The organism is Colwellia sp. RE-S-Sl-9, assembly GCF_048296855.1.
Lineage (GTDB): Bacteria > Pseudomonadota > Gammaproteobacteria > Enterobacterales > Alteromonadaceae > Pseudocolwellia.
Window position 1 is genome coordinate 1572124 of sequence record NZ_CP182631.1, and the last position, 20759, is coordinate 1592882.

Annotated in this window: 16 protein-coding genes; 9 read left to right on the plus strand and 7 right to left on the minus strand. The window is 37.9% G+C overall.

Annotation, left to right across the window (positions count from 1 at the left end):
- The first annotated feature begins 37 nt into the window (after positions 1-37).
- The 7 genes from ACM9HF_RS06850 (at position 38) to ACM9HF_RS06880 (ending at position 9490) form a co-directional block, all read left to right on the plus strand.
- Complete coding sequence (locus ACM9HF_RS06850; RefSeq protein WP_473616258.1) at positions 38-1423, plus strand: hypothetical protein; 1386 nt, start codon at positions 38-40, stop codon at positions 1421-1423.
- Positions 1424-1951: 528 nt separating this feature from the next.
- Positions 1952-2542, plus strand: a complete 591-nt coding sequence (betI, locus tag ACM9HF_RS06855; protein ID WP_473616262.1) for a transcriptional regulator BetI — start codon at positions 1952-1954, stop codon at positions 2540-2542.
- A gap of 45 nt (positions 2543-2587) precedes the next feature.
- Positions 2588-4051 (plus strand): betaine-aldehyde dehydrogenase, encoded by a 1464-nt coding sequence (gene betB / locus ACM9HF_RS06860; RefSeq protein WP_473616266.1) that lies wholly within the window; start codon positions 2588-2590, stop codon positions 4049-4051.
- 61 nt (positions 4052-4112) lie between these two features.
- On the plus strand, positions 4113-5798 hold the full coding sequence (gene betA, locus ACM9HF_RS06865; protein ID WP_473616270.1) for a choline dehydrogenase: 1686 nt from the start codon (positions 4113-4115) through the stop codon (positions 5796-5798).
- Positions 5799-6043: 245 nt separating this feature from the next.
- The gene (locus ACM9HF_RS06870) at positions 6044-7261 is read left to right on the plus strand and encodes a BCCT family transporter (RefSeq protein ID WP_473616273.1); all 1218 of its coding nucleotides are present in this window, start codon (positions 6044-6046) and stop codon (positions 7259-7261) included.
- 18 nt (positions 7262-7279) lie between these two features.
- Positions 7280-7984, plus strand: coding sequence for a TorF family putative porin (locus ACM9HF_RS06875; protein WP_473616277.1), 705 nt, complete (start codon positions 7280-7282; stop codon positions 7982-7984).
- A 183-nt stretch (positions 7985-8167) separates the two neighbouring features.
- Positions 8168-9490 carry an aspartate aminotransferase family protein gene (locus ACM9HF_RS06880; RefSeq protein ID WP_473616281.1) on the plus strand — a complete coding sequence of 441 codons (1323 nt, stop codon included), beginning with the start codon at positions 8168-8170 and terminating at the stop codon, positions 9488-9490.
- A gap of 114 nt (positions 9491-9604) precedes the next feature.
- Here ACM9HF_RS06880 and ACM9HF_RS06885 read toward each other — a convergent pair whose 3' ends face one another.
- From ACM9HF_RS06885 to ppsA, 4 genes are all read right to left on the minus strand, one after another.
- A complete protein-coding gene (locus ACM9HF_RS06885) occupies positions 9605-10474 on the minus strand; it encodes an MYG1 family protein (protein WP_473616286.1) in 870 nt (289 codons plus the stop codon).
- A 224-nt stretch (positions 10475-10698) separates the two neighbouring features.
- A complete protein-coding gene (locus tag ACM9HF_RS06890) occupies positions 10699-12018 on the minus strand; it encodes a type II toxin-antitoxin system HipA family toxin (protein ID WP_473616290.1) in 1320 nt (439 codons plus the stop codon).
- Positions 12012-12362, minus strand: coding sequence for a helix-turn-helix transcriptional regulator (locus tag ACM9HF_RS06895; RefSeq protein WP_473616293.1), 351 nt, complete (start codon positions 12360-12362; stop codon positions 12012-12014). Before ACM9HF_RS06895 ends, ACM9HF_RS06890 begins: the two co-directional genes overlap by 7 nt.
- Before the next feature lie 270 nt (positions 12363-12632).
- The gene (ppsA, locus tag ACM9HF_RS06900; protein WP_473616296.1) at positions 12633-15011 is read right to left on the minus strand and encodes a phosphoenolpyruvate synthase; all 2379 of its coding nucleotides are present in this window, start codon (positions 15009-15011) and stop codon (positions 12633-12635) included.
- A gap of 241 nt (positions 15012-15252) precedes the next feature.
- Here ppsA and ppsR point away from each other — a divergent pair, with 241 nt between their 5' ends.
- Positions 15253-16062, plus strand: coding sequence for a posphoenolpyruvate synthetase regulatory kinase/phosphorylase PpsR (ppsR, locus tag ACM9HF_RS06905; RefSeq protein WP_473616300.1), 810 nt, complete (start codon positions 15253-15255; stop codon positions 16060-16062).
- A 164-nt stretch (positions 16063-16226) separates the two neighbouring features.
- Positions 16227-17327: an endonuclease/exonuclease/phosphatase family protein gene (locus ACM9HF_RS06910; protein WP_473616304.1), complete on the plus strand. Its 1101-nt coding sequence runs from the start codon at positions 16227-16229 to the stop codon at positions 17325-17327.
- A gap of 169 nt (positions 17328-17496) precedes the next feature.
- On the opposite strand, the gene ACM9HF_RS06915 is transcribed toward ACM9HF_RS06910, so the two are convergent.
- From ACM9HF_RS06915 to rpoH, 3 genes are all read right to left on the minus strand, one after another.
- Positions 17497-19026, minus strand: a complete 1530-nt coding sequence (locus tag ACM9HF_RS06915) for a DEAD/DEAH box helicase (RefSeq protein WP_473616308.1) — start codon at positions 19024-19026, stop codon at positions 17497-17499.
- A gap of 101 nt (positions 19027-19127) precedes the next feature.
- A complete protein-coding gene (locus tag ACM9HF_RS06920) occupies positions 19128-19739 on the minus strand; it encodes a trimeric intracellular cation channel family protein (RefSeq protein WP_473616313.1) in 612 nt (203 codons plus the stop codon).
- A gap of 160 nt (positions 19740-19899) precedes the next feature.
- Entirely contained in the window at positions 19900-20757 is an 858-nt protein-coding gene (rpoH, locus tag ACM9HF_RS06925; RefSeq protein WP_473616317.1) for an RNA polymerase sigma factor RpoH, read from the minus strand.
- Between the last annotated feature and the right edge of the window lie 2 nt (positions 20758-20759).

A 20759-nucleotide genomic window follows, 5' to 3' on the forward strand; every position in this document is an offset into this window, starting at 1 on the left:
ATAATATCTTTTTATTCATCCTACATTAAAAAGGGAAATGATGACTATCATTAAGACACGGATTTTCAACGTCAAAAATATTCTCCACACAGTTATATTGTTACTTGCCTTCATCTTAGGTATTTTCACACATAAATATTTATTAAATGAGAACAAAGCAACTAGACTTGATTCAAGCTCACATAATCAACACTCACTTTCATTCAGTAACTCCCAACAACAAACCAATACAAACCTAGAGTCAATTGAACAAACGAATACAATTCAAGATCAGCAAAGTAGCGAAAAATTTAATAACAAAGCCCGTGAATTAGCTGAAAAAAAACCTAATATATTGAATAACTCTATGCTCAATATTACTATTGCTTCTTGGGCAATAGAAGATCCTATTGCCGCGTTAGAATTTGCTTTATCTCACCAAAATCATTTCATCCTAGCAGATTTAGTTATGTCGATTAGCGGAAAAAATCAAGAGCCTATAATACTAGAATGGCTTTTAGCAAATAAAAATCACCCGCAGTACACCTATTTAGAGCAAAGTTATTTTACCGCTTTTGCTACAGAGGATCCTCTACTGGCATTAGATAAAATGCAAAACGCTTACCCAGAAAAAGCGCAAGGTAATATTTTAATGGCCATAATTGATTCTTGGGCAACACAAAATGCTGAAGCCGTTCTTACTTGGTTAGACTCAAGAGAAAAAAATGCACTTACCGTAGATCTTCAAAACATAGCAATGAATCACTATATTAAACAAAATCCACAAGATGCTGCAATCGACATAACACACATGCGTACTGGAGATAATAAAAGGCAGCTTATTTCAGCAGTAGCCGATACATTGGCCAAACAAAATATTGATGAAGCAATAAAATGGGCTGAAACTTTACCTATAGAAGAACAAAAAAATGCCATTTCAACAGTCATGAATCAGTGGGTAACAAATGGTTACTCTGAAACAGCTTTAAATTATTTACTTGCTCGAGACGACCTGCAAGCTGATGCCACATTGCTAAGTTCAACCATAATAAATATTGCTCAAAATGATACCGATTTGCTTATTAATCGACTCGAAGAATTTTCAGACAATAATAAAAATATGGTAATACAAGAAATAGCTTCAGCATTAATTTATCAAGGAAATAATAGCGATTACGAAAATTGGTATCAAAGTTTACCTATGGGAGCAGAAAGAGAAGCCGCAAGTATACCTGTTATAGAAGCCAATATTCGTACAGATCCTGAACTTGCTTTTAGATACGCTGAAAATATTATTTCAATAAACACTCGAAAACTCTACCTAATAGAAGCAGCAAAATCTTGGGCAAACTACGATCCTAATCAAGCTCGCTCGGCAATAGAATCAAGTGATGTGCTCACTGTAGCGCAAAAAAATGAAATACTTGCCGAGTTTCAATATTAGAGCCTGTTGATCTTTTCTGATTATTTTTACAGCGGTTTATTACAAGGTAAATCATATGTTTCGTCGTTATTCTACTCTAAAGTGCGATAACGTAGTAGAAATGGCTAATATACCCATAACCATTCAAGATGCAGGTTTCAGTTGGAACTAAAAACAATTTAGGCACAGATTTTACGTTCCAAACAAAATCTAAGGTCTACATCCATACAGAAACCTGTCTAAAGTTAATCACGTGGCAATTCCCTTATAAAAACAGTCATTTTAAACATAAAAAATTTTTACATACGTCAAAACACACGCTAAAACCCTAAAAATATAATTAGAACTCTAACCTTTGATTAAAAATAACAAACCTATTCAGTAACTAACACGACTAAATAACCGTTATCTCCTGCATAAAAAACAATAAAAAGCCTAATAAATAAGGTTTTTTGTTAATCTACACCTTAAAAACCTCATTTGATTATTACTACAAAAACCATTAGTATAGTTATTAATTGAGCGTTCAATAAAAAAGACACCAAGCATATGCCCAAAGTTGGAATGAAGCCCATACGCAAACAACAACTTATCGATGCCACATTAGAATCGATAGGAGAATACGGTTTACAAAGTACAACCATTATTACTATTAGCCGCATTGCAGGTTTATCATCAGGCATTATTAGTCATTACTTTGGTGGTAAACAAGGTTTGATAGAAGCTACGGTTATGCACCTTTTAGAGCAACTGAGATTATCTTTACTTGTGCGTATTTCAGTTAAAAGCCTTACAGCAGATGAACGTTTAAAAATAATTATAGAAGCCAACTTTACGCAGTTTCAACAATCAACCCCGGCAATAAAAACTTGGCTTAGCTTTTGGACAGAGTCAATGCACGACCCTAAGTTGAAAAGACTACAACATATTAATAGTAAGCGTTTATACAGCAACCTGCTTTTTTCATTTCGTCAAATATTAGACGAAAAGGCCGCAAAAAACACAGCTAAACAAACGGCCGCTATGATTGATGGATTTTGGCTACGTTGTGCTTTAAGCCCAAATCCAGATGAAGAATTTAAACAAGCTGAGCAGTTATGTAAAAGCTTTATAGATGCTCAACTTAACTTAGCAAAATAACCCTATTCAAATAAACAAATACATTAACGAAAGCGGAGATATTACTTGTCATTAATACGCCACAAAAATTATGTCGATGGTACTTATATTGAAAATACTCATGGTGAAACCTTTGATGTGATCAACCCTGCAACGGGAAAAGTTATTTATCAAGTTGAAATTGCCGACGAACAAGTGAAAGAAAAAGCGATAGCAAGTGCTAAGCGCGGCTTTGCTACTTGGTCTGCTATGAGCGCTATGGAACGTAGCCGTATTTTATTAAAAGCCGTTGCCTTATTGCGTGAACGTAATAACGAGTTAGCCCAAATTGAAGTACTTGATACAGGTAAACCATGGCAAGAAGCCTCCGTAGTTGATGTGTTATCAGGTGCTGACTCTATCGAATTTTTTGCTGGATTAGCCCCTGGCGTTGAAGGTAATCAACAATCAGTAGATGGCGACTTTTACTACACACGTCGTGAACCATTAGGTATTTGTGCTGGCATTGGCGCTTGGAACTACCCTCTTCAAATCGCCTGTTGGAAAGCCGCACCTGCATTAGCTTGCGGTAATGCTATGATTTTTAAACCATCAGAAGAAACACCACTTGGCGCATTAAAGCTAGCGGAAATATTCACTGAAGCCGGTGTTCCTAACGGCGTATTTAACGTGGTTCAAGGTGCTGGTGAAGTGGGTGCATGGTTAACTCATCATCCTGAAATAGCTAAAGTTTCTTTTACCGGCGAAGTAGGCACAGGTAAAAAAGTGATGACAGCCTCGGCGAGCACACTTAAAGATGTCACTATGGAGCTTGGTGGTAAATCACCCTTAATTATTTTTGATGATGCCGATATCGACAATGCCGTTTCTGCTGCTATGTTAGGCAACTTTTATACTCAAGGCGAAGTGTGTACAAACGGTACTCGCGTATTTGTACAAAAGTCTTTATACCCTACCTTTATTGAAAAATTGATTGAACGCACCAGCAAAAATATTGTAATTGGTGATCCTATGGATCCTAACACCAACTTTGGCGCACTTATTTCTGAAAAACATCAAAAACTCGTACAAAGCTATATAGATATTGGCATTAAAGAAGGCGCTACATTACTGCACGGCGGTAAAGCACTTCAACCAGAAAACGCGCCTAATGGCTACTTTACTGCTCCCACTATTTTTGGTGATTGTACTGACGACATGACCATTTGCCGCGAAGAAATTTTCGGGCCAGTTATGAGCGTACTCACCTTTCATGATGAAGACGAAGTGATCCGCCGAGCTAATAACACAGAATTTGGTTTAGCCGCAGGTGTATTTACCCAAGATATTACGCGCGCTCATCGTGTTGTTCATCAAATAGAAGCAGGGATTTGTTGGATCAATAGCTATGGCGCATCGCCAGCACAAATGCCTGTTGGCGGTTACAAGCAATCAGGTATTGGTCGAGAAAATGGCCTTTCTACACTGAACTACTTTACCCAAATTAAAGCGGTATATGTAGGCATGCAAAAACTTGATAGCCCTTTTTAGCAGCTAAATAGCTAATAAAATTTCAATCTCTACTTCTTCACATTATTAAAACGGGTTTTAAATGAATAGCGAAAATTTTGATTACATTATTGTAGGTGCTGGTTCTGCGGGTTGCGTATTAGCAAATCGTTTAAGTGAAGACAGTACTAACAATGTATTGCTTATTGAAACAGGCGGTAGCGATAAAAGTATTTTTATTCAAATGCCAACAGCCTTATCTATTCCAATGAACACAAAAAAATATGCTTGGCAATTTGAAACACAACCTGAGCCATTTTTAGATAACCGTCGTATGCATTGTCCTCGCGGTAAAGTATTAGGTGGTTCTTCTTCAATCAACGGCATGGTTTATGTGCGTGGACACGCTAAAGATTTTGATGAATGGCAACAACATGGCGCACAAGAGTGGGATTATGCTCACTGCTTACCTTATTTTAAAAAGTCTGAAGATTGGGCTTTTAGAACAAACGAGTATCGTGGAAAAGCAGGACCTCTTGGTGTAAACAACGGCAACAAAATGAAAAACCCACTTTACAAAGCCTTTGTTAATGCAGGTGTTGAAGCGGGTTATTTTGAAACTAAAGACTACAACGCCGAACAGCAAGAAGGCTTTGGCCCAATGCACATGACCGTTAAAAACGGTGTTCGTAGCTCAACAGCTAACGCATATTTGCGCCCTGCTATGTCGCGCAGCAACTTAACCGTTGTTACTCATGCATTGGTACATAAAGTACTGCTTGAAGGCAAAAAAGCCGTTGGCGTTAGATACGAACGCAAAGGCAAAGTAGTTGACGTAAAAGCCAATAAAGAAGTTGTTTTATCTGCAGGCCCAATTGGTTCTCCACATTTATTACAACTTTCAGGCATAGGCCCTAAAGCGGTACTTGAAGCGGCAAATATTGAAGTAAAACACGATCTACCCGGTGTTGGCCAAAACCTACAAGATCACCTAGAGTTTTATTTTCAATTTAAATGTAAACGCCCTATTACCCTTAATGGCAAACTAGATTGGTTCAGTAAGTTAAAAATAGGTGTGCGCTGGATTTTAACTAAAAAAGGTTTAGGTGCCACTAATCATTTTGAGTCTTGTGGTTTTATTCGCTCTAAAGCGAGTGTTGAATGGCCTGATTTACAATATCACTTTTTACCAGCAGCAATGCGCTACGACGGTAAAGAAGCCTTTGCAGGTCATGGTTTTCAAGTACATATTGGCCATAACAAACCTAAAAGTCGTGGGTATATTAAGGCTATTTCAGCCGATCCTACCGCGCATCCAGAAATTTTATTTAACTACCTTGAACACGAAGAAGATCGTGAAGGGTTTCGTGCTTGTGTTCGCCTAACGCGCGAAATTATTAATCAACAAGCGCTTGATGAATACCGCGGCGAAGAAATTCAACCGGGTACACATATTCAAACAGATGATGAAATAGACACCTTTGTGCGTCAATCTGTTGAAAGTGCTTACCACCCTTCTTGCTCGTGCAAAATGGGTACAGACGAAATGTCAGTAGTTGATCCACAAACACGAGTTCATGGCATTGAAGGTCTACGCGTTGTTGACTCGTCTATCTTCCCAACCATTCCTAATGGTAATTTAAATGCGCCTACTATTATGGTTGCTGAGCGCGCAGCCGACATTATTCGTGGTAAAGATCTGCTTGCACCTTCAACAGCGGCTGTAACGATAGATCCTAATTGGCAAGAACAACAACGTTCAGCAGTACCTAAAAGAACAATCAGCTAAATTTTATAATATATCCCCGTAACCATTCAAGATACAGGTTTACACATCTTGAATGGTTACGGGTATAAACGCGAGTATCTTTCATCTCTTAATTTTCGTCATCTTATATTTTATAAGACCGCGGAAATTAAGCTTTGAAGCCTATAGTAACAACTATTATTAGGCGATTCTAAATACTCAAACTATAAACAGAAACAGGAGTAAATCATCTCTAAATTTATTGAAATAACCACCAAGGAGCTATCATGACACCTTGGCTATCTGCAGGCATATTATTCACCTTTGCCGCTATCATATTTGTACTATATCGCTGGGGAAATATTCGCTGTGTTGGCGTAACCCCAGTTAGAACCTTCACCTTTATTGCTATTTTGTTTACTTCAGGACTTGATGTGGGACTTATTATGTTCCCGCTCACAGAGTTTGCTGGCTATGCCGATTTAGCCACCAGCCCTGAATACGGATTCACCAATCCGTTAGCGGTAGAATTTGGTTTTTGGGCCTTTCTTATTTGGGCTTTTTACTTTTTAACCTGTTTTTACTTTTGTGTACTTGAACCCCGCGTACGCTTTTTTGAACTCCCTTTGGTTAAAATTATTAACAACATTGTCATCATAGGTACTTGTGCCTTTACCGCCAATTTATTACTGATCAACCTACCTTGGTACATGCCAGAACTTGGCGATGGCGAATCTATTATTGCTAGCTTTTATGCCATTGTTTTCTTAGTTATAGCCTTTGCTGTTTATTCAAGTACCAACATACGCTACGTGCGTATTTTAAGTTTAGCCACTACTTGGCTTTTTCTTGGCTTAATCGCATTAATGTGGAGCGGCGCTTTTCTTGGTGAAAACTCAAGCATCGGCGAGTTTGCGAACACCTTTGCCATGCTCGGCGGTTACTTTGGTAACATTCACGAATTTGTTTTACCTATGAACGACTACCACGAGTTTTACCTTTATTGGTGGTTTGCATGGAGTATTATGATCGGCCAATTTACGGCTCGTTTTGTGGGTGGTTTACGTACCTACCAAGTACTTGTGGCTATGATGGTATTTCCGTCTATCCCAATTGCTATATGGTTTACCGTATTGTACTACTACAACTTAAACGGCATAGAAACAGCCGGTTTCTATAACATTGCCATGGTTGTTGTGGGTATTACCTTTGTGATCAACTCACTCGATTCATTAGTGCGTTTATATACCGACAATTTGAATATTGGCGTTGCTCGTATAGGTAAAGTGAAATACTTAATAGGCAACCTCGTTGCACTTAGCTTACTCACTTTATTATTTAAACTCGATTTTTTACAAATTCAATGGGTTGGTGCTGTAGTGATCGGATTATTCTTCACCTGTTTTGGCTATATTTTATTCGCCAAATTCAAAGAAGTAGCAGCAATAGAAAGCTCGCCGAAAGAAAACAAAATCGATTTCACCAAAATAGAACACGTGACTTAATAAATGAGAATTAAATTAATGAAAAAAAGCATTATCACACTAGCAATAAGTTGTTTACTAGCGCTATCTACCAACGCCTTAGCTGACGTTTCTTCAACCGTTAACTTAACGTCTGACTACACTTTTAACGGTGTAAGTAACAGCGACAATGGCCCAGCATTACAAGCCAGTTTAGATTACTCAAACGACAATGGTTTTTACACCGGAACATGGGCAACCAACGTAGACTTTGGTAGCGGAGATAACACTCAACTCGAATGGGATATTTACGCCGGACAATACTTTCAGTTAAACGAAAAAGTAGGACTTAATGCAGGTATTGCTTACTACACTTACCACGGTTATTCAGGAGCAGATGAGCTAAATTACCCTGAGGCTTATGCCAAATTTGGTTATAACTCATCGGTGGGCGATACCGAACTCAACTTCTGGTACAGCTGGGACTATTTTGGTCTTGATGTTGGTCACTACATTGCTATGGTTGCTCATACCTTTGAAATTGCACCAGGACATAACGTTAGAGCGAGTTTCGATCGTTCTACCTCACGTGATGAAAACAAATGGGCATGGAATGGTAAAGAAGCTTACAACCACGTTCGTCTTGAATACATGAGCAGCTATAAAGGTTTTGATTTTAACCTCGCGCTTGAAGACACCAATATGAACATAGATACCGCAGATACGCGCGTTGTGTTTTCTGTATCTCGTACTTTTGGTTTATAAAAATCTGAATCTAGTTTTATGATGACATGACTCATCTTTTAAAGCTCTTACATGTCGCGTGTAAGAGCTTTTTTATTGATAAATAACCTTTAACACTTCCTGCTGTCTTACTATCCCTGTATTATCTGCGCCATAAATTTCGACAACCTTTGTTGACACCCATCCTTTAGATTGGACCCTGTTATGACCAAAACACACAAACCCAATAGTGCCGCTATGCTTAAAAGAGCTCACCAAAATATGCCTTTAGGCGTTGCTGATAGTTACAGATATTGGGGCGAAGACAACACCGTATTTTTAAGTAGCATGAAAGGCTGCACGATTACCGATTGCGACGAGCAAACTTTTGTTGATTTTCGGTTAGCTTACGGCCCTATTATATTAGGTTATCGCGATGAACGTGTGGATAACGAAGTGATAAATGCCATTACTAACATTGGTACTATTTCTGGTTTTTCTACGGGTCTTGATTCTGACGTTGTTGAATTGGTTAAGTCGCTCTGCCCTAACATTGACCAAATGCGCTTTGCTAACTCAGGTACTGAAGCGGTAATTGGCGCGGTACGTACAGCGCGTGGTTTTACTCAACGTAATAAAATTGTTGTAGTTGAAGGTGGATTTCATGGTTTGCATGACGAAGTGATGTGGAAATCAGACGTTGATAACTGGGAAGTAAGCGATAACAAATCGCCCGAAATCATTCCTTTTGGCGCAGGTATTCCACAAAGTACACGCGAACATCAAGTTAGCGTACCGTTAAACGACTTTGATGCGATTGACGCGGTATTTGCAGAATATGGTAACGATATTGCAGCTATTTTAATCGAACCAATTATGGGTAACTGTGGCTCTATTGCTTCTACACAAGAATACATGCAAAAGCTACGTGATATTTGCGACAACAATGGCTCGTTATTAATTATGGACGAAGTTAAAACGGGCTTTCGCGTAGCTAAAGGTGGCGTACAAGCTTTATATAACATACATGCCGATATAACCACTTACGCAAAAGCTATGGGTAATGGTTACCCTGTTGCAGCTTTTGGTGGCCGTGCAGATGTAATGAGTGCAATTTCGTTTGATAAAAATGGCGTAACACATGGCGGTACTTATACTGCAAACATGGTGGCGTTAAGTGCAGCAAAAGCAACGTTAACCTTACTAAAAGAAACCGATGCGCTAGCAACTATCGACCATGTTGGCGAAAAAATTCAAGCCTTGCTTTCTCGTGTATTTACTAAGTTTGATGTTGAACATTGCTTCGCAGGACCTAATGCTATGTTTGGTGTGCATTTTGGCGCTAACGTTCCACAAAATTATCGTGACTGGAAAAAAACCAACAGCGATTTATATACGCAATTTGCCATGAATTTAATCGACAATGGCGTAATGCTAGAACCCGATTCGCGCGAACCTTGGTTTATTTGTGAAGCGCATCAAACGTTAGATTTTGAATGGTTAGAACAAGTGGCTGAAAAATCGATGGCTGCGGCAATTAACGCATAAGCAGTTAAAAAATTAACGCGTAAAACAGTAAACAATCAGCTGTATTTAGCACAATCTTTATCATTCAAATTGATTAAATACAGCTCTATTCTTACATTCGAAGCTTACTGTTTATTATGCTTCAAGTGCAATAGAAGCCATTTTCATGGTACTTTCAAACGATTCAGCGCCGGCAATAAATAAACCGTTATGACAGAACATAGCGTCGTTAAGTCCCGTAACTTCTTTCAACTTATCACCCGACAAACCAGCCCATGGTGCAGGTAGCGATTTTCTATCTTCAAATGATCCAGGTTCTACAGGTACGGTTTGAATGCGCCATTGACCCGATTGAGATGGATAAACCATATATAACGCTTCAGTAGATAGCGCATGTACGGTTCTTTTCCATGGTGTGTATTTGTCTAGCACGATAACTCGTGGATCTTTTGCATTATCAATGGCTTTCGCCACAATATCTTTTGCGCTAATTCCACCACTAGCTGACGCTATAAATCGCGTTAAAATACGCGCAGCAAACTCAACGGCTTCATCAAAGCAAGTATCAAAATGACTGTCTTCTTGCCATGTAGGGTTAAACATTGAAATGGTTTGGCTAAGGCTAATACCTTGAGCAACACCTTCAGCATAACCACAGTCAATAGCGTCAATCGTTGACACTAAGCCCGCATCAACCGCATCAGCGACTTCTTGATTGTTTTGGCATATTTCTAAACCATATTTTTGCCAAATTAAACCAAACGAAGAATAAGGAATACCATTTTCACGTGCGCCAGCACCACCACGTTGATGATGATCAAAACGCCCTGCGTCTGCGTTATATTCGCCACCTACATCAATCACAATATCAGCCTTGCCGATAATCTCTAAATCACGCGTACGTATCAACTTAAAAGAAGGAATAATGCACTTAAGTGCAGCAACACTAAACACATCGTCTGCATGAAAATTACCATCGTGAGTTGCTATTGTTTTATCAGTCATTTGTATTCTTAATTTAAATAGTGATTTTGAGAAAGGGATAAGAAGATATCGCGAGTTAAATGTTACGTTTAAAAATAAGTAACCAGTAATACTTGTCAGTAAAATTACACGGCGAATTCTATACGAAGACGCCTAATAACAACAGTTAGTTTTTAAATATCGTACCTAAACAATACCTAAAGATACTCAATATTTATCTCAACATCATGAATAAAAAACGATAACTACAAGAAAAGTCTTAAATTTTTACTGACCTCTTGAATAAGTGATTTTGGCACTTCTTGTTCTTTGGCGAGTTTGTCCCAATGTGATACTGCTTCAATCGTTTGATTTAAAACATCATCTATCTTTCGTTTACTAAAAATAGGGCTAAGTTTTTCAAAGCTATAAAAATCATCTCTTGTGAAATTATCTTGCTTTCCGTTAAGTGTCATCCAGTGTTTACTTACCCAATGGCTATCAGGTTTATAACTATAGGCTAGATCGTAAGCGGGAGCTAATTGCCACTTATTATTTTTATCTAATGTAAAACCAAAGTTTTTAGCGTGATCATCATGGTTTCGAGCAACGACATTAAACACCATACGTTTAAATAGCTGCATAGCATCGTCTGGATTAAGACTAAGCTTTCTTGCTGTGCCAAATAATTCCGCATAAGAATACGAACCTATTTTTTTATAACTAACATGTTCAAGCCCATTAAGCGTTTGAACATGTATTTTGTCATTACCGCTGCGATCAAATCGTTCGGTGATAAAGTGCCTGCGTTTTCCTTCATTAAGGAGATGACACGGCATCATGTCTATACCGCACTCTTTAGCTAATAAGTGATAAGTATATTCCATAGCCCCATATCCCATAGGATCACCAAAGGTTTCCTGATTTTTGTTGTGCTCGCTAACACCATCAAATTTCATGAGGTAGTGAGTAAAGCTATCAGGTGCATCTGTTTGACCTGATCTTACTTGAGTAAAATCTTTATTAAAGGCAAGCACAGCTTTAGGTCTTGCTCCACCAGCGCTCATACCCACAGACATAAGAGACATCATTGCTTCTTTATTTTCTTGTCCGTTACTTGTCAAATTAACGCTAAATTGCGCGCGTTTATCTAACACCTCTTGAGCTATAGAAATAAGCGATTCAATATGTATTGGCTGAGAAGCATTAAGATTTTTTCTTTTTATCGCGGGCGAAAAAGTTAAAGCTCCCATACCGCGCATACCTGTATACTGTAAGCGCTGTAAAGGTGTTATATCACTTGTTGATTTACCTTGGCTGGCTATCCATGCATTCATAACAGCATTACCAAAATCATCAGGTAACGAATCGGCTATAAGTCCGGGTAAACCTTTGAAAGTGGCATGATCTATTTGAGGAAATGAGTAAATCTTTTTAGCTAAAGGCATTTTAATGGGAGATAATTCAATACCTGTTTTAATGAAACTAGGAAAGTATTCAAATGCTCCTATTTGAGTATCTGCATTATAACTAACAGCACCAACGTCGTACTCTTTATAATTAACCTTTATGACTTCAGTTACCATTTTAGAGTGTCCTTACTTGGCTTATTATTATGACTTTGCTTATTACTTAGAGTGGAACCTGTAGCTCTCTTTCGTTCCTTTCCCATCATTTCGATAAGTTGAATTGGAGATATTTCTTGTTTTGGTATAAAAAAATTTAATTGCTCTGTTATTTCAAGCCCAATTAGAATAGCGATTAGTGATTCAAGCGTTGATTTCCCTTTTTCACTATTAATTACAGCTTTAAGAGAGACTCCCGATTTTTTAGCTAATTCTTTTTGAGTAAGATTAGCATTAAGTCGAGCCATTTTAATTCTATCGCCCATTTCATTTGCAATGGCATGAGGTGTAAGTTCATCAAACATAACAATAACCCTTAAAAGAAGTATTATAGTAAATATACGCAGTAATAATCCCTACAAGGATTATTACAAGATAAAGAACAAAATACAACCATTAACCACAAAAAACCTTTTAAGGATAATTAAATCAATAAAAATAGATAAAAACCCCTTAAAGGACTTTTAACTTACACAGCAACAAATATATTTATTTACTTGTTAGTTACCCTAATAACAAAAAGGTGAGCTAGTTGCTCACCTTTGTGTTTATAACATGTTGGTTTTACTTAACAATTAAGCTTTACCATGCTGCTCAGCTAGGTATAACCAAGTTGGTATAACGGTATCTGGGTTTAGTGATACGCTATCGATACCTTGCTCTACCAGCCAAGCGGCAAAGTCTTCGTGGTCGCTTGGGCCTTGGCCACAAATACCCACATATTTACCTCGTGCTTTACAGGCTTTAATCGCCATAGACAATAAGGCTTTTATTGCAGGGTTGCGCTCATCAAACAAATGCGCAATTAAGCCTGAGTCTCTATCTAAACCAAGCGTTAACTGAGTTAAATCGTTAGAGCCAATTGAAAACCCATCAAAGTGATCTAAAAACTGATCAGCCAATAAAGCGTTTGAAGGCAGTTCACACATCATAATAACGCGTAAGCCATTCTCGCCACGTTTTAAGCCATGTTCAGCTAATATATCAATTACCTGTGTTGCTTCTTCTAATGTGCGAACAAATGGGATCATTATTTCTACATTGGTTAAATCCATATCGTTACGTACACGTTTTATCGCTTCACACTCAAGAGCAAAACAATCTCTAAAGTCTTTAGAAATATAACGCGCTGCACCACGGTAGCCAATCATAGGGTTTTCTTCTTCTGGCTCGTATTCTTCACCACCCACTAAATTTGCGTATTCGTTCGACTTAAAGTCAGACATGCGCACAATCACTTTTTCAGGTGAATAAGCAGCCGCTAAGGTAGAAATACCTTCGGTAAGTTTAGCAATGTAAAATTCTACAGGGCTATCGTAACCCGCGATAATATCGGTAATTTCTTCTTTTAAATCTATCGATTGTTCATCAAAGTTAATCAGTGCTTTAGGATGCACACCAATCATTTTGTTAATAATAAACTCTAAACGCGCTAAACCTATACCTGCATGGGGTAAACGAGCAAATGCAAAAGCTCTGTCTGGATTACCCACGTTCATCATTATTTTTAGTGGTAACTCAGGCATTTTGTCGACTTCAGAGGTTTTAACCTTGTATTCAAGCTGTCCTTCATAAATAAAGCCGGTATCACCTTCAGCACACGACACGGTTACTTTGTCGCCATTGGCTATTTTACTGGTTGCATCGCCACAACCTACTACAGCAGGAATACCCATTTCACGGGCAATAATAGCAGCATGGCACGTACGGCCACCACGGTTGGTAACAATGGCTGAAGCACGTTTCATGATAGGTTCCCAGTCAGGATCTGTCATGTCAGTTACTAAAACATCGCCCGGCTGGATCTTGTCCATTTCATCAAGCGAGGCAAGCACTTTGGCTTCACCACTACCAATTTTATGGCCAATTGAACGACCTTCAGCAATAACTTTTGCGGTTTCTTGTAATTGAAATTGTTCTATTACATTAGTGCTTTCACGGCTACGTACAGTTTCAGGTCGAGCTTGTACAATATATAGCTTTCCGTCGAGGCCATCTTTTGCCCATTCAATATCCATAGGACGTTGATAGTGCTTTTCAATAATAACGGCTTGTTTCGCTAAATTCATTACCTCATCGTCGGTTAACGAAAAGCGATTAGATTGCGCTTCGTCTACATCAACAATTTCAACTTGCTTGCCATGTTCAGGGTTGTCTGCGTAAATCATTTTAATAGCTTTACTACCAATATTTCGGCGAACAACAGCAGGTTTACCTTTAGCTAACGTAGGTTTATGTACATAGAATTCATCTGGGTTAACAGCGCCTTGTACCACCATTTCACCAAGACCTAAGCTTGAAGTTACAAACACTACATCTTCAAAACCCGATTCAGTATCGATAGAAAACATAACACCGCTTGACGCAATATCACTGCGCACCATACGTTGAATACCCGCTGAAAGCGCCACACCACGGTGATCGTAACCTTGGTGTACTCGATATGAAATAGCTCGGTCGTTAAATAAAGAGGCAAATACATGCTTGATAGCAATCATTACTGCGTCAAGTCCACGTACATTTAAAAAGGTTTCTTGTTGTCCTGCGAAAGAAGCATCAGGCATGTCTTCAGCCGTTGCAGATGATCGCACAGCAAAAGAAGCTTCATTTGAAAATTCACCGGCAAGCTTAGCATAGGCTTGCTCAATGTCAGTCTGCATTTGTGGTAAGAATGGCGTATCAATAATCCATTGACGAATAGTTGTACCGCATTCGCCTAGTGCGTTTAAATCATCTACATCAAGAGTATCTAAAAGTTGATAAATTTTGTCGTTTAATCCGCTTTGCTCTAAAAACTCGTTAAATGCAAACGAGGTAGTAGCAAAACCTCCTGGCACCTGTACGCCAACATTGGCTAAGTTAGAAATCATTTCGCCTAATGATGCATTTTTACCGCCTACGCGATCAACATCATTCATTCCAAGCTCTTCATACCAAAGTACATATTCTTGCACGACAACATCCTCAAGTTATTTAATTAAAAGTGTATAATTAAAAAACTTTATTCAAATAAAACATTAACATATGAAAAGTTTCTTAGGTATAAACTTTATTTTTAAACGATTAAGTGTTTATGTTCAAATATTACTTATTCGTAATTAAATAAAAATCATTGATGTTTATAGAGTAAACATTCTACACTGTGATCAATAAAATCAAAACCCCTTTCGTAAGTTTTCATACATAGGAACAAAAATGAGAGCAGCTTTTTATATTTCAGACGGAACAGCGATTACTTCAGAAGTATTTGGTCATGCGTTGTTGTCGCTATTTCCTATGGAATTTGAACATCACACCATTTCTTTTGTTGAAAGTACCGAACAAGCTTTATTAGCCAAAAAACAAATCAATAAAGCGAGTAAACGCGCAGGCGAGCCACCTTTAGTTTTTCATACCTTTGTAAACCCTGAAATAAGAGAGATTATTGATGGCTGCGACGCCATTATTTATAACTTTCTTGAGCATTTCATTCCTCCTCTTGAAAAAGAATTAGGTATAAAAGCGAACCCGCAACCTCATAGAACGCACAGCATTCATGAAAAAAGTTATGATAATAGAATTGACGCCGTTAACTTTGCATTAGCGAATGACGACGGAACAAATATCAGTAACTACGAACATGCCGACGTTATTTTAGTAGGTGTATCTCGTTCAGGAAAAACCCCATCAGCTCTATATCTGGCCTTACAATATGGCATAAAGGCGGCAAACTACCCTTTTATCGACGAAGACATGGAACATTTAAGAATTCCTGAATTTTTAAGAAAATTTAAAAAGAAAATATTTGGTTTAACCATTGATGCCGACCGATTGATGGATATTAGAAACAATCGAATGTCTAACAGTAAATATGCATCGTCACGTCAATGTAGAATGGAACTAAGAGAAGTTGAAAAGCTTTACAAAAAAGAGAAAATTCCGTTTATAAACACCACTAAATTTTCGGTTGAAGAAATTACCGCCAAAATTCTTTCAGAAATGAAGCTACAACGAAATAAGTATTAATATCAATACCACGAGTAAAATAGATAATACAAAACTAAAGCTTTATTTTATAAACAATGAGGTATAATTGTATCTCATTGTTTATTTGAGTTAATACCATCAAACATACTGATCTAAAAGAAAATCTACCCGTCATTACTTCAAGCGCTGAAGCAAGTTCAAATATGCCCGTATCAGAAAACAACACCCAGTTAAAAATTGCCACGTTTAACTTATTTAATTACCTTGAGCCACCTAATGCTTGTTACGAATTTGAGCGTATTTATAGCGCAGAGCAATGGGCTAAAAAGCAAAACTGGATCACTACATATTTACAAGAATATCAACCTGACATTATTGGTTTTCAAGAGGTATTTAGCCCTGATTCGTTAAAAGCACTCGTGGCAAAGCAAGGTTATGAGTATTTTGAGGTAGTTGATCAACCTGAAATAGTTGACGACTTTATTTACCGCAGCCCTGTTGTAGCTATAACCTCTCGTTACCCTATTGTTGATATAGCTAGCGTAAAACCCAATATGGAACTGGCACAAAGTTTAGGGTTAACTGACGACTTTTCTTTTAGCCGAAAAGTGTTAAGAGCCACCGTTAATGCTCCTCATATCGGCAACACAGATTGCTATGTTGTGCATTTTAAGTCGAAACGTTCAATGTTTGAAATAGACGAACAAAATAATACATGGTCGCCAGAAAAAACCATTATTGAAAGCCTAAAAGCTAACGTTGCAGGTAGTTGGGGTTCAACCATACAACGCGGCAGTGAAGCGACCTTATTAATGATTGAGATGATAGAACGCCGAGAAGCGACTAATTACCCTATGGTGTTAATAGGCGATTTTAACAATACACTCACCGATGGTGTGTTGAGTCATTTACTTACCGACACATTACGCTTTGTTTCCGCTATAGATCGCGATGCCTATTTGGCTAAATATTGCTTACAAGACGCTTGGAATTTATTTGAAGCAGTTATTGTTAATGACAATAAAGAGATTTCAGAAAGTGATGAGGCTGTTGATTCGAACAAATCTGCTGACATAAATCAGCTTACCGCAGCTAGAACACCTACCCATTATTACGGCGCGAGTAATTCAGTGCTTGATTACATCTTGTTGTCGTGTGAGTTTGATGCCAGTTATCACGATAGTCTTTATCAAGTCAGCGATCATCACACTTACGATAGGCATTTAATTAATCCTATTTTTGATCGGGATGGCGAGAGTACAGATCATGGGGTTGTGTTGGTGACATTGGCATTGAGATCGTAATACGTCTAGCCTATTTGAGTGTTGTTAGTGTAGCTATAACACAAATTTTAACGATGGTTTACCTTTCTTTGTCGTGGTAATGACAGCACTCAAAAGACGGCAGTCTCACTTGTTTTTTTGAAATAAGCGCTATTATTAAAATGTTCACTAGCGCTCTTATATTCCTGTTTTACAACGAAGCCAACAATTCTTTCTTAGCAATGGCGGTGATCAAGTTACTCACTCGGGTTAATAAGCCTTTTATAGAATTATTTTGAGCATGTAGTTCTTCAACTAAATCAACACAACTATCAACTAATGCATCACTGTAGGCGAAGCCGATAAGCGCAACAATTTTAACCATTTTTTCTTGTTCAAGCATTTTATGCTCGTCGTTTTGTTGTTCGTAAACGGCATTTACTAACTCAATAGTACTGACTAGTTTTTCCATTTTAGGGCTTAGTCTAATTAATGCATCTGCCCGCTTACTTTCTGTTTTTTCAATTTGTGCTTTACTTACTACGACTCTAGGTCGAGGCTTTTTACGTGACGGTTTCTTTTTAATGACTTTACGTTCAATTGAATCGCTATAACTAAACTCGCCATCAACAAACTGATGAATGTTGGTAACACTCAATCGTTCAGACATGATAGCAGCAGATTTAGCGGTTTTACGGGTAAAGTCGCGGTGATCTTCAGCAAAACCATGTGTAGATATACATTGTGCTAAATCGAGTATCAACGCGTCTTTCTTGCCTTCAGATGCACGTAAGCATCGGCCGATAATTTGTAAATACAATCTTAATATTTTGGTGGGTCTTGCTAGTACAACACAATCAGTTTCAGGATCATCGAATCCAATGGTCAGCATAGACATATTAATAATCAGTCTAACTTCGTTTGATTTGTATCGGCGTATGCTTTCATTATTTTCATCAATTGAACGTTTTGAATGAACACGGTCATGCTTAACACCCAACAAGTGAAACGCGTCAGAAAGTGCTTCTACATGGTTGATTGAGTTCGCAAAAAGCATAACCTTACGACCTTTTGAAAGCGCGTTATCAACGGTTTGTTGCGCAACAACAGAACATTGTTCAAGTAGTATTTGATCTAGGCCTGAAACACTAAAGTCGCCTCGGTACATTTTTACAGCGCTGTAGTCTATTTCTTGAGAAAGGCTAGGTACTTTGTACACGGGCTTAGCCAGTTCGCCTCGTTCTATAAGCTGTTTGGTAGTGGTTTCTTCAATGAGTTGCATTGACGGGTCAATATAAACACCAAGCCTATCAATGGGGGTAGCAGTTAAGCCTATAATTAAATCTGGCGAGAGTTCTTCGCGCATGGCGATGTAAACGCCCCCCATGCAACCTACATGATATTCATCGCGCAGTAATACATCGCATTGTATGTTTAAATGCTTTCTTCGGGTAAAAGACTGTTCCATTACTAAGGTGACATCACCACCAGCAACGTATTTGTAGCCTGATTTAACAACACTAACGGTTAAACCATTAACGGTTAAGGTGTTTAATAATTGAGGAATTAATGCTGCATTACGTAGGCTAACAACCACTTTTTTGTTAGACATTGCTTGGCACAGTTTGAGTATACAAATACTCTTACCGCCCCCCGTAGGTAGTGCGATAATGGAGTTAGTTCCTGCTTCTATCGCTTTGCGAACACTGTTAATTTGGTAATCTTTTTCTAATATCTGCACGCAATACAACTCGGGCTTATTTCTAGTGTTGGTCTGCTAAACCTGTTATTTCTGAAGTTAACTTTATCACATACGAGCCTGTACCATAAGCATGATACTGATTATTTGTTCTTATACGTAAATACATGCAAAGCCAATTGCCATTTTATTGCCATTAATCTCACGAATAAAATAATAGTAAATGCGACAGAAGCACTAATGGTATCTGAAAAATAGGGGATTAAAAGTACATAAGCTGAACCACCAGCAATACAGCAAGCGGCGTAGAGTTCTTTTCTAAATATCAGAGGAATTTCGTTGGCTAACACATCTCTGATCATGCCACCGAAACAGCCGGTTATAGTACCCATAATTACCGCAATTAATGGTGGTGCACCTGTACCTAAAGCCTTTGCAGTACCCATAACAACAAACAACGCTAAACCTAATGCATCGGCTATTTCTAACGATTTTTCGGGTAATTTTTTTGAGCTATTAATCCATAAAATAGCAATTAAACTAGAACAAATAATCGCATATATATAGCTAGGTTGAGTTACCCAAAAAACAGGTACGTTTAATAATAAATCTCTTACTGTTCCACCACCTATAGCGGTAACGGCACCTAAAACAATAACGCCTATGCCGTCCATCTTTTTTTGATAGGCAATAATAGCTCCCGACAATGCAAAAACGCCGCATCCGATGAGATCAAACATAAATATGTAAGACATTTTATTTCTCTTAAAAAATGTTGTTTATTTTTCTATAAAAAAAGGCAAGTCAGTAACTCGCCTTAATCAGATCAATATAACATTTTACTCAAGTTTGTTAATACACATTCGAACGTTCATTTTCATTCTTGTAACCAATAGCCTCTTTGAGTAATAAAAACTAGGCAGCAAATATCGCCATTTTTTTTCTAATGTTATTTATGGCTCTTTCTTCTAATTGTCGAATACGTTCATGAGAAATCCCATATTTATCTGCAAGAGATTTATGGGTTTGTCGCTCTTCAGATAACCATCGGTTAATAAGAATATCTTTACTGCGATCATCTAACGTATCGATAAACTCTTTAACTTTTTCTAAGGATTTTTTGGTAAAGTCTTCGTTTATGAGTTTGTTAGAAAACGATTCAGATTTGTCTTCTAGTAAATGGCCTAAAGTAGAAGATGAACCTTCTTCGTCGTTATCTGCTGAAGCATCAATAAAAACATCAGGCTGACTTAACTGCACCTCCATATCGTTAACATCGGCTTCGCTAACACCTAAATGATCAGCTATCTCTTTTTTTTCTTTATAGCTTAACCATTCAGTTTTCGCTTTTAAACTTCTTAAATTATAAAACAGTTTACGCTTCGCCTTTGTGGTTGCTGATTTAACTAACCGCCAATTACGCAGCACATATTCTTGTATTTCAGCTTTAATGTAATGCACAGCAAAACTCGCTAACCTCACGCCAAAATCGAGGCTAAATTTTTTTACCGATTTCATTAATCCAATAGTCCCTTCTTGAACCAAATCTTCTATGGGTAAACCATAGCCTTGATATCCTTTGGCTATATAAGCAACAAAACGTAAATGCGACATAATAATTTGTTGCGCTGCGGCTAAGTCATTATTTTCTTGGTAATTTGAAAACAATGTTTTTTCTTGCTCTTCATTCAACGCCGGTATGCTATTAACATGCGTTAAGTATGATTGAAAACACCCTGTATTGGTTAAGGAAATAGGAAGTTGAATTGACATAG

Excerpts from the sequence above, each read along its gene's own strand:
- ACM9HF_RS06850 (WP_473616258.1), top strand. The coding sequence starts at position 38 with ATGATGACTATCATTAAGACACGGATTTTCAACGTCAAAAATATTCTC.
- betI (WP_473616262.1), top strand. The coding sequence starts at position 1,952 with ATGCCCAAAGTTGGAATGAAGCCCATACGCAAACAACAACTTATCGAT.
- betA (WP_473616270.1), top strand. The coding sequence starts at position 4,113 with ATGAATAGCGAAAATTTTGATTACATTATTGTAGGTGCTGGTTCTGCG.
- ACM9HF_RS06870 (WP_473616273.1), top strand. The coding sequence starts at position 6,044 with ATGACACCTTGGCTATCTGCAGGCATATTATTCACCTTTGCCGCTATC.
- ACM9HF_RS06875 (WP_473616277.1), top strand. The coding sequence starts at position 7,280 with ATGAAAAAAAGCATTATCACACTAGCAATAAGTTGTTTACTAGCGCTA.
- ACM9HF_RS06880 (WP_473616281.1), top strand. The coding sequence starts at position 8,168 with ATGACCAAAACACACAAACCCAATAGTGCCGCTATGCTTAAAAGAGCT.
- ACM9HF_RS06885 (WP_473616286.1), bottom strand. The coding sequence starts at position 10,474 with ATGACTGATAAAACAATAGCAACTCACGATGGTAATTTTCATGCAGAC.
- ACM9HF_RS06890 (WP_473616290.1), bottom strand. The coding sequence starts at position 12,018 with ATGGTAACTGAAGTCATAAAGGTTAATTATAAAGAGTACGACGTTGGT.
- ACM9HF_RS06895 (WP_473616293.1), bottom strand. The coding sequence starts at position 12,362 with ATGTTTGATGAACTTACACCTCATGCCATTGCAAATGAAATGGGCGAT.
- ppsR (WP_473616300.1), top strand. The coding sequence starts at position 15,253 with ATGAGAGCAGCTTTTTATATTTCAGACGGAACAGCGATTACTTCAGAA.
- ACM9HF_RS06910 (WP_473616304.1), top strand. The coding sequence starts at position 16,227 with ATGCCCGTATCAGAAAACAACACCCAGTTAAAAATTGCCACGTTTAAC.
- ACM9HF_RS06920 (WP_473616313.1), bottom strand. The coding sequence starts at position 19,739 with ATGTCTTACATATTTATGTTTGATCTCATCGGATGCGGCGTTTTTGCA.
- rpoH (WP_473616317.1), bottom strand. The coding sequence starts at position 20,757 with ATGTCAATTCAACTTCCTATTTCCTTAACCAATACAGGGTGTTTTCAA.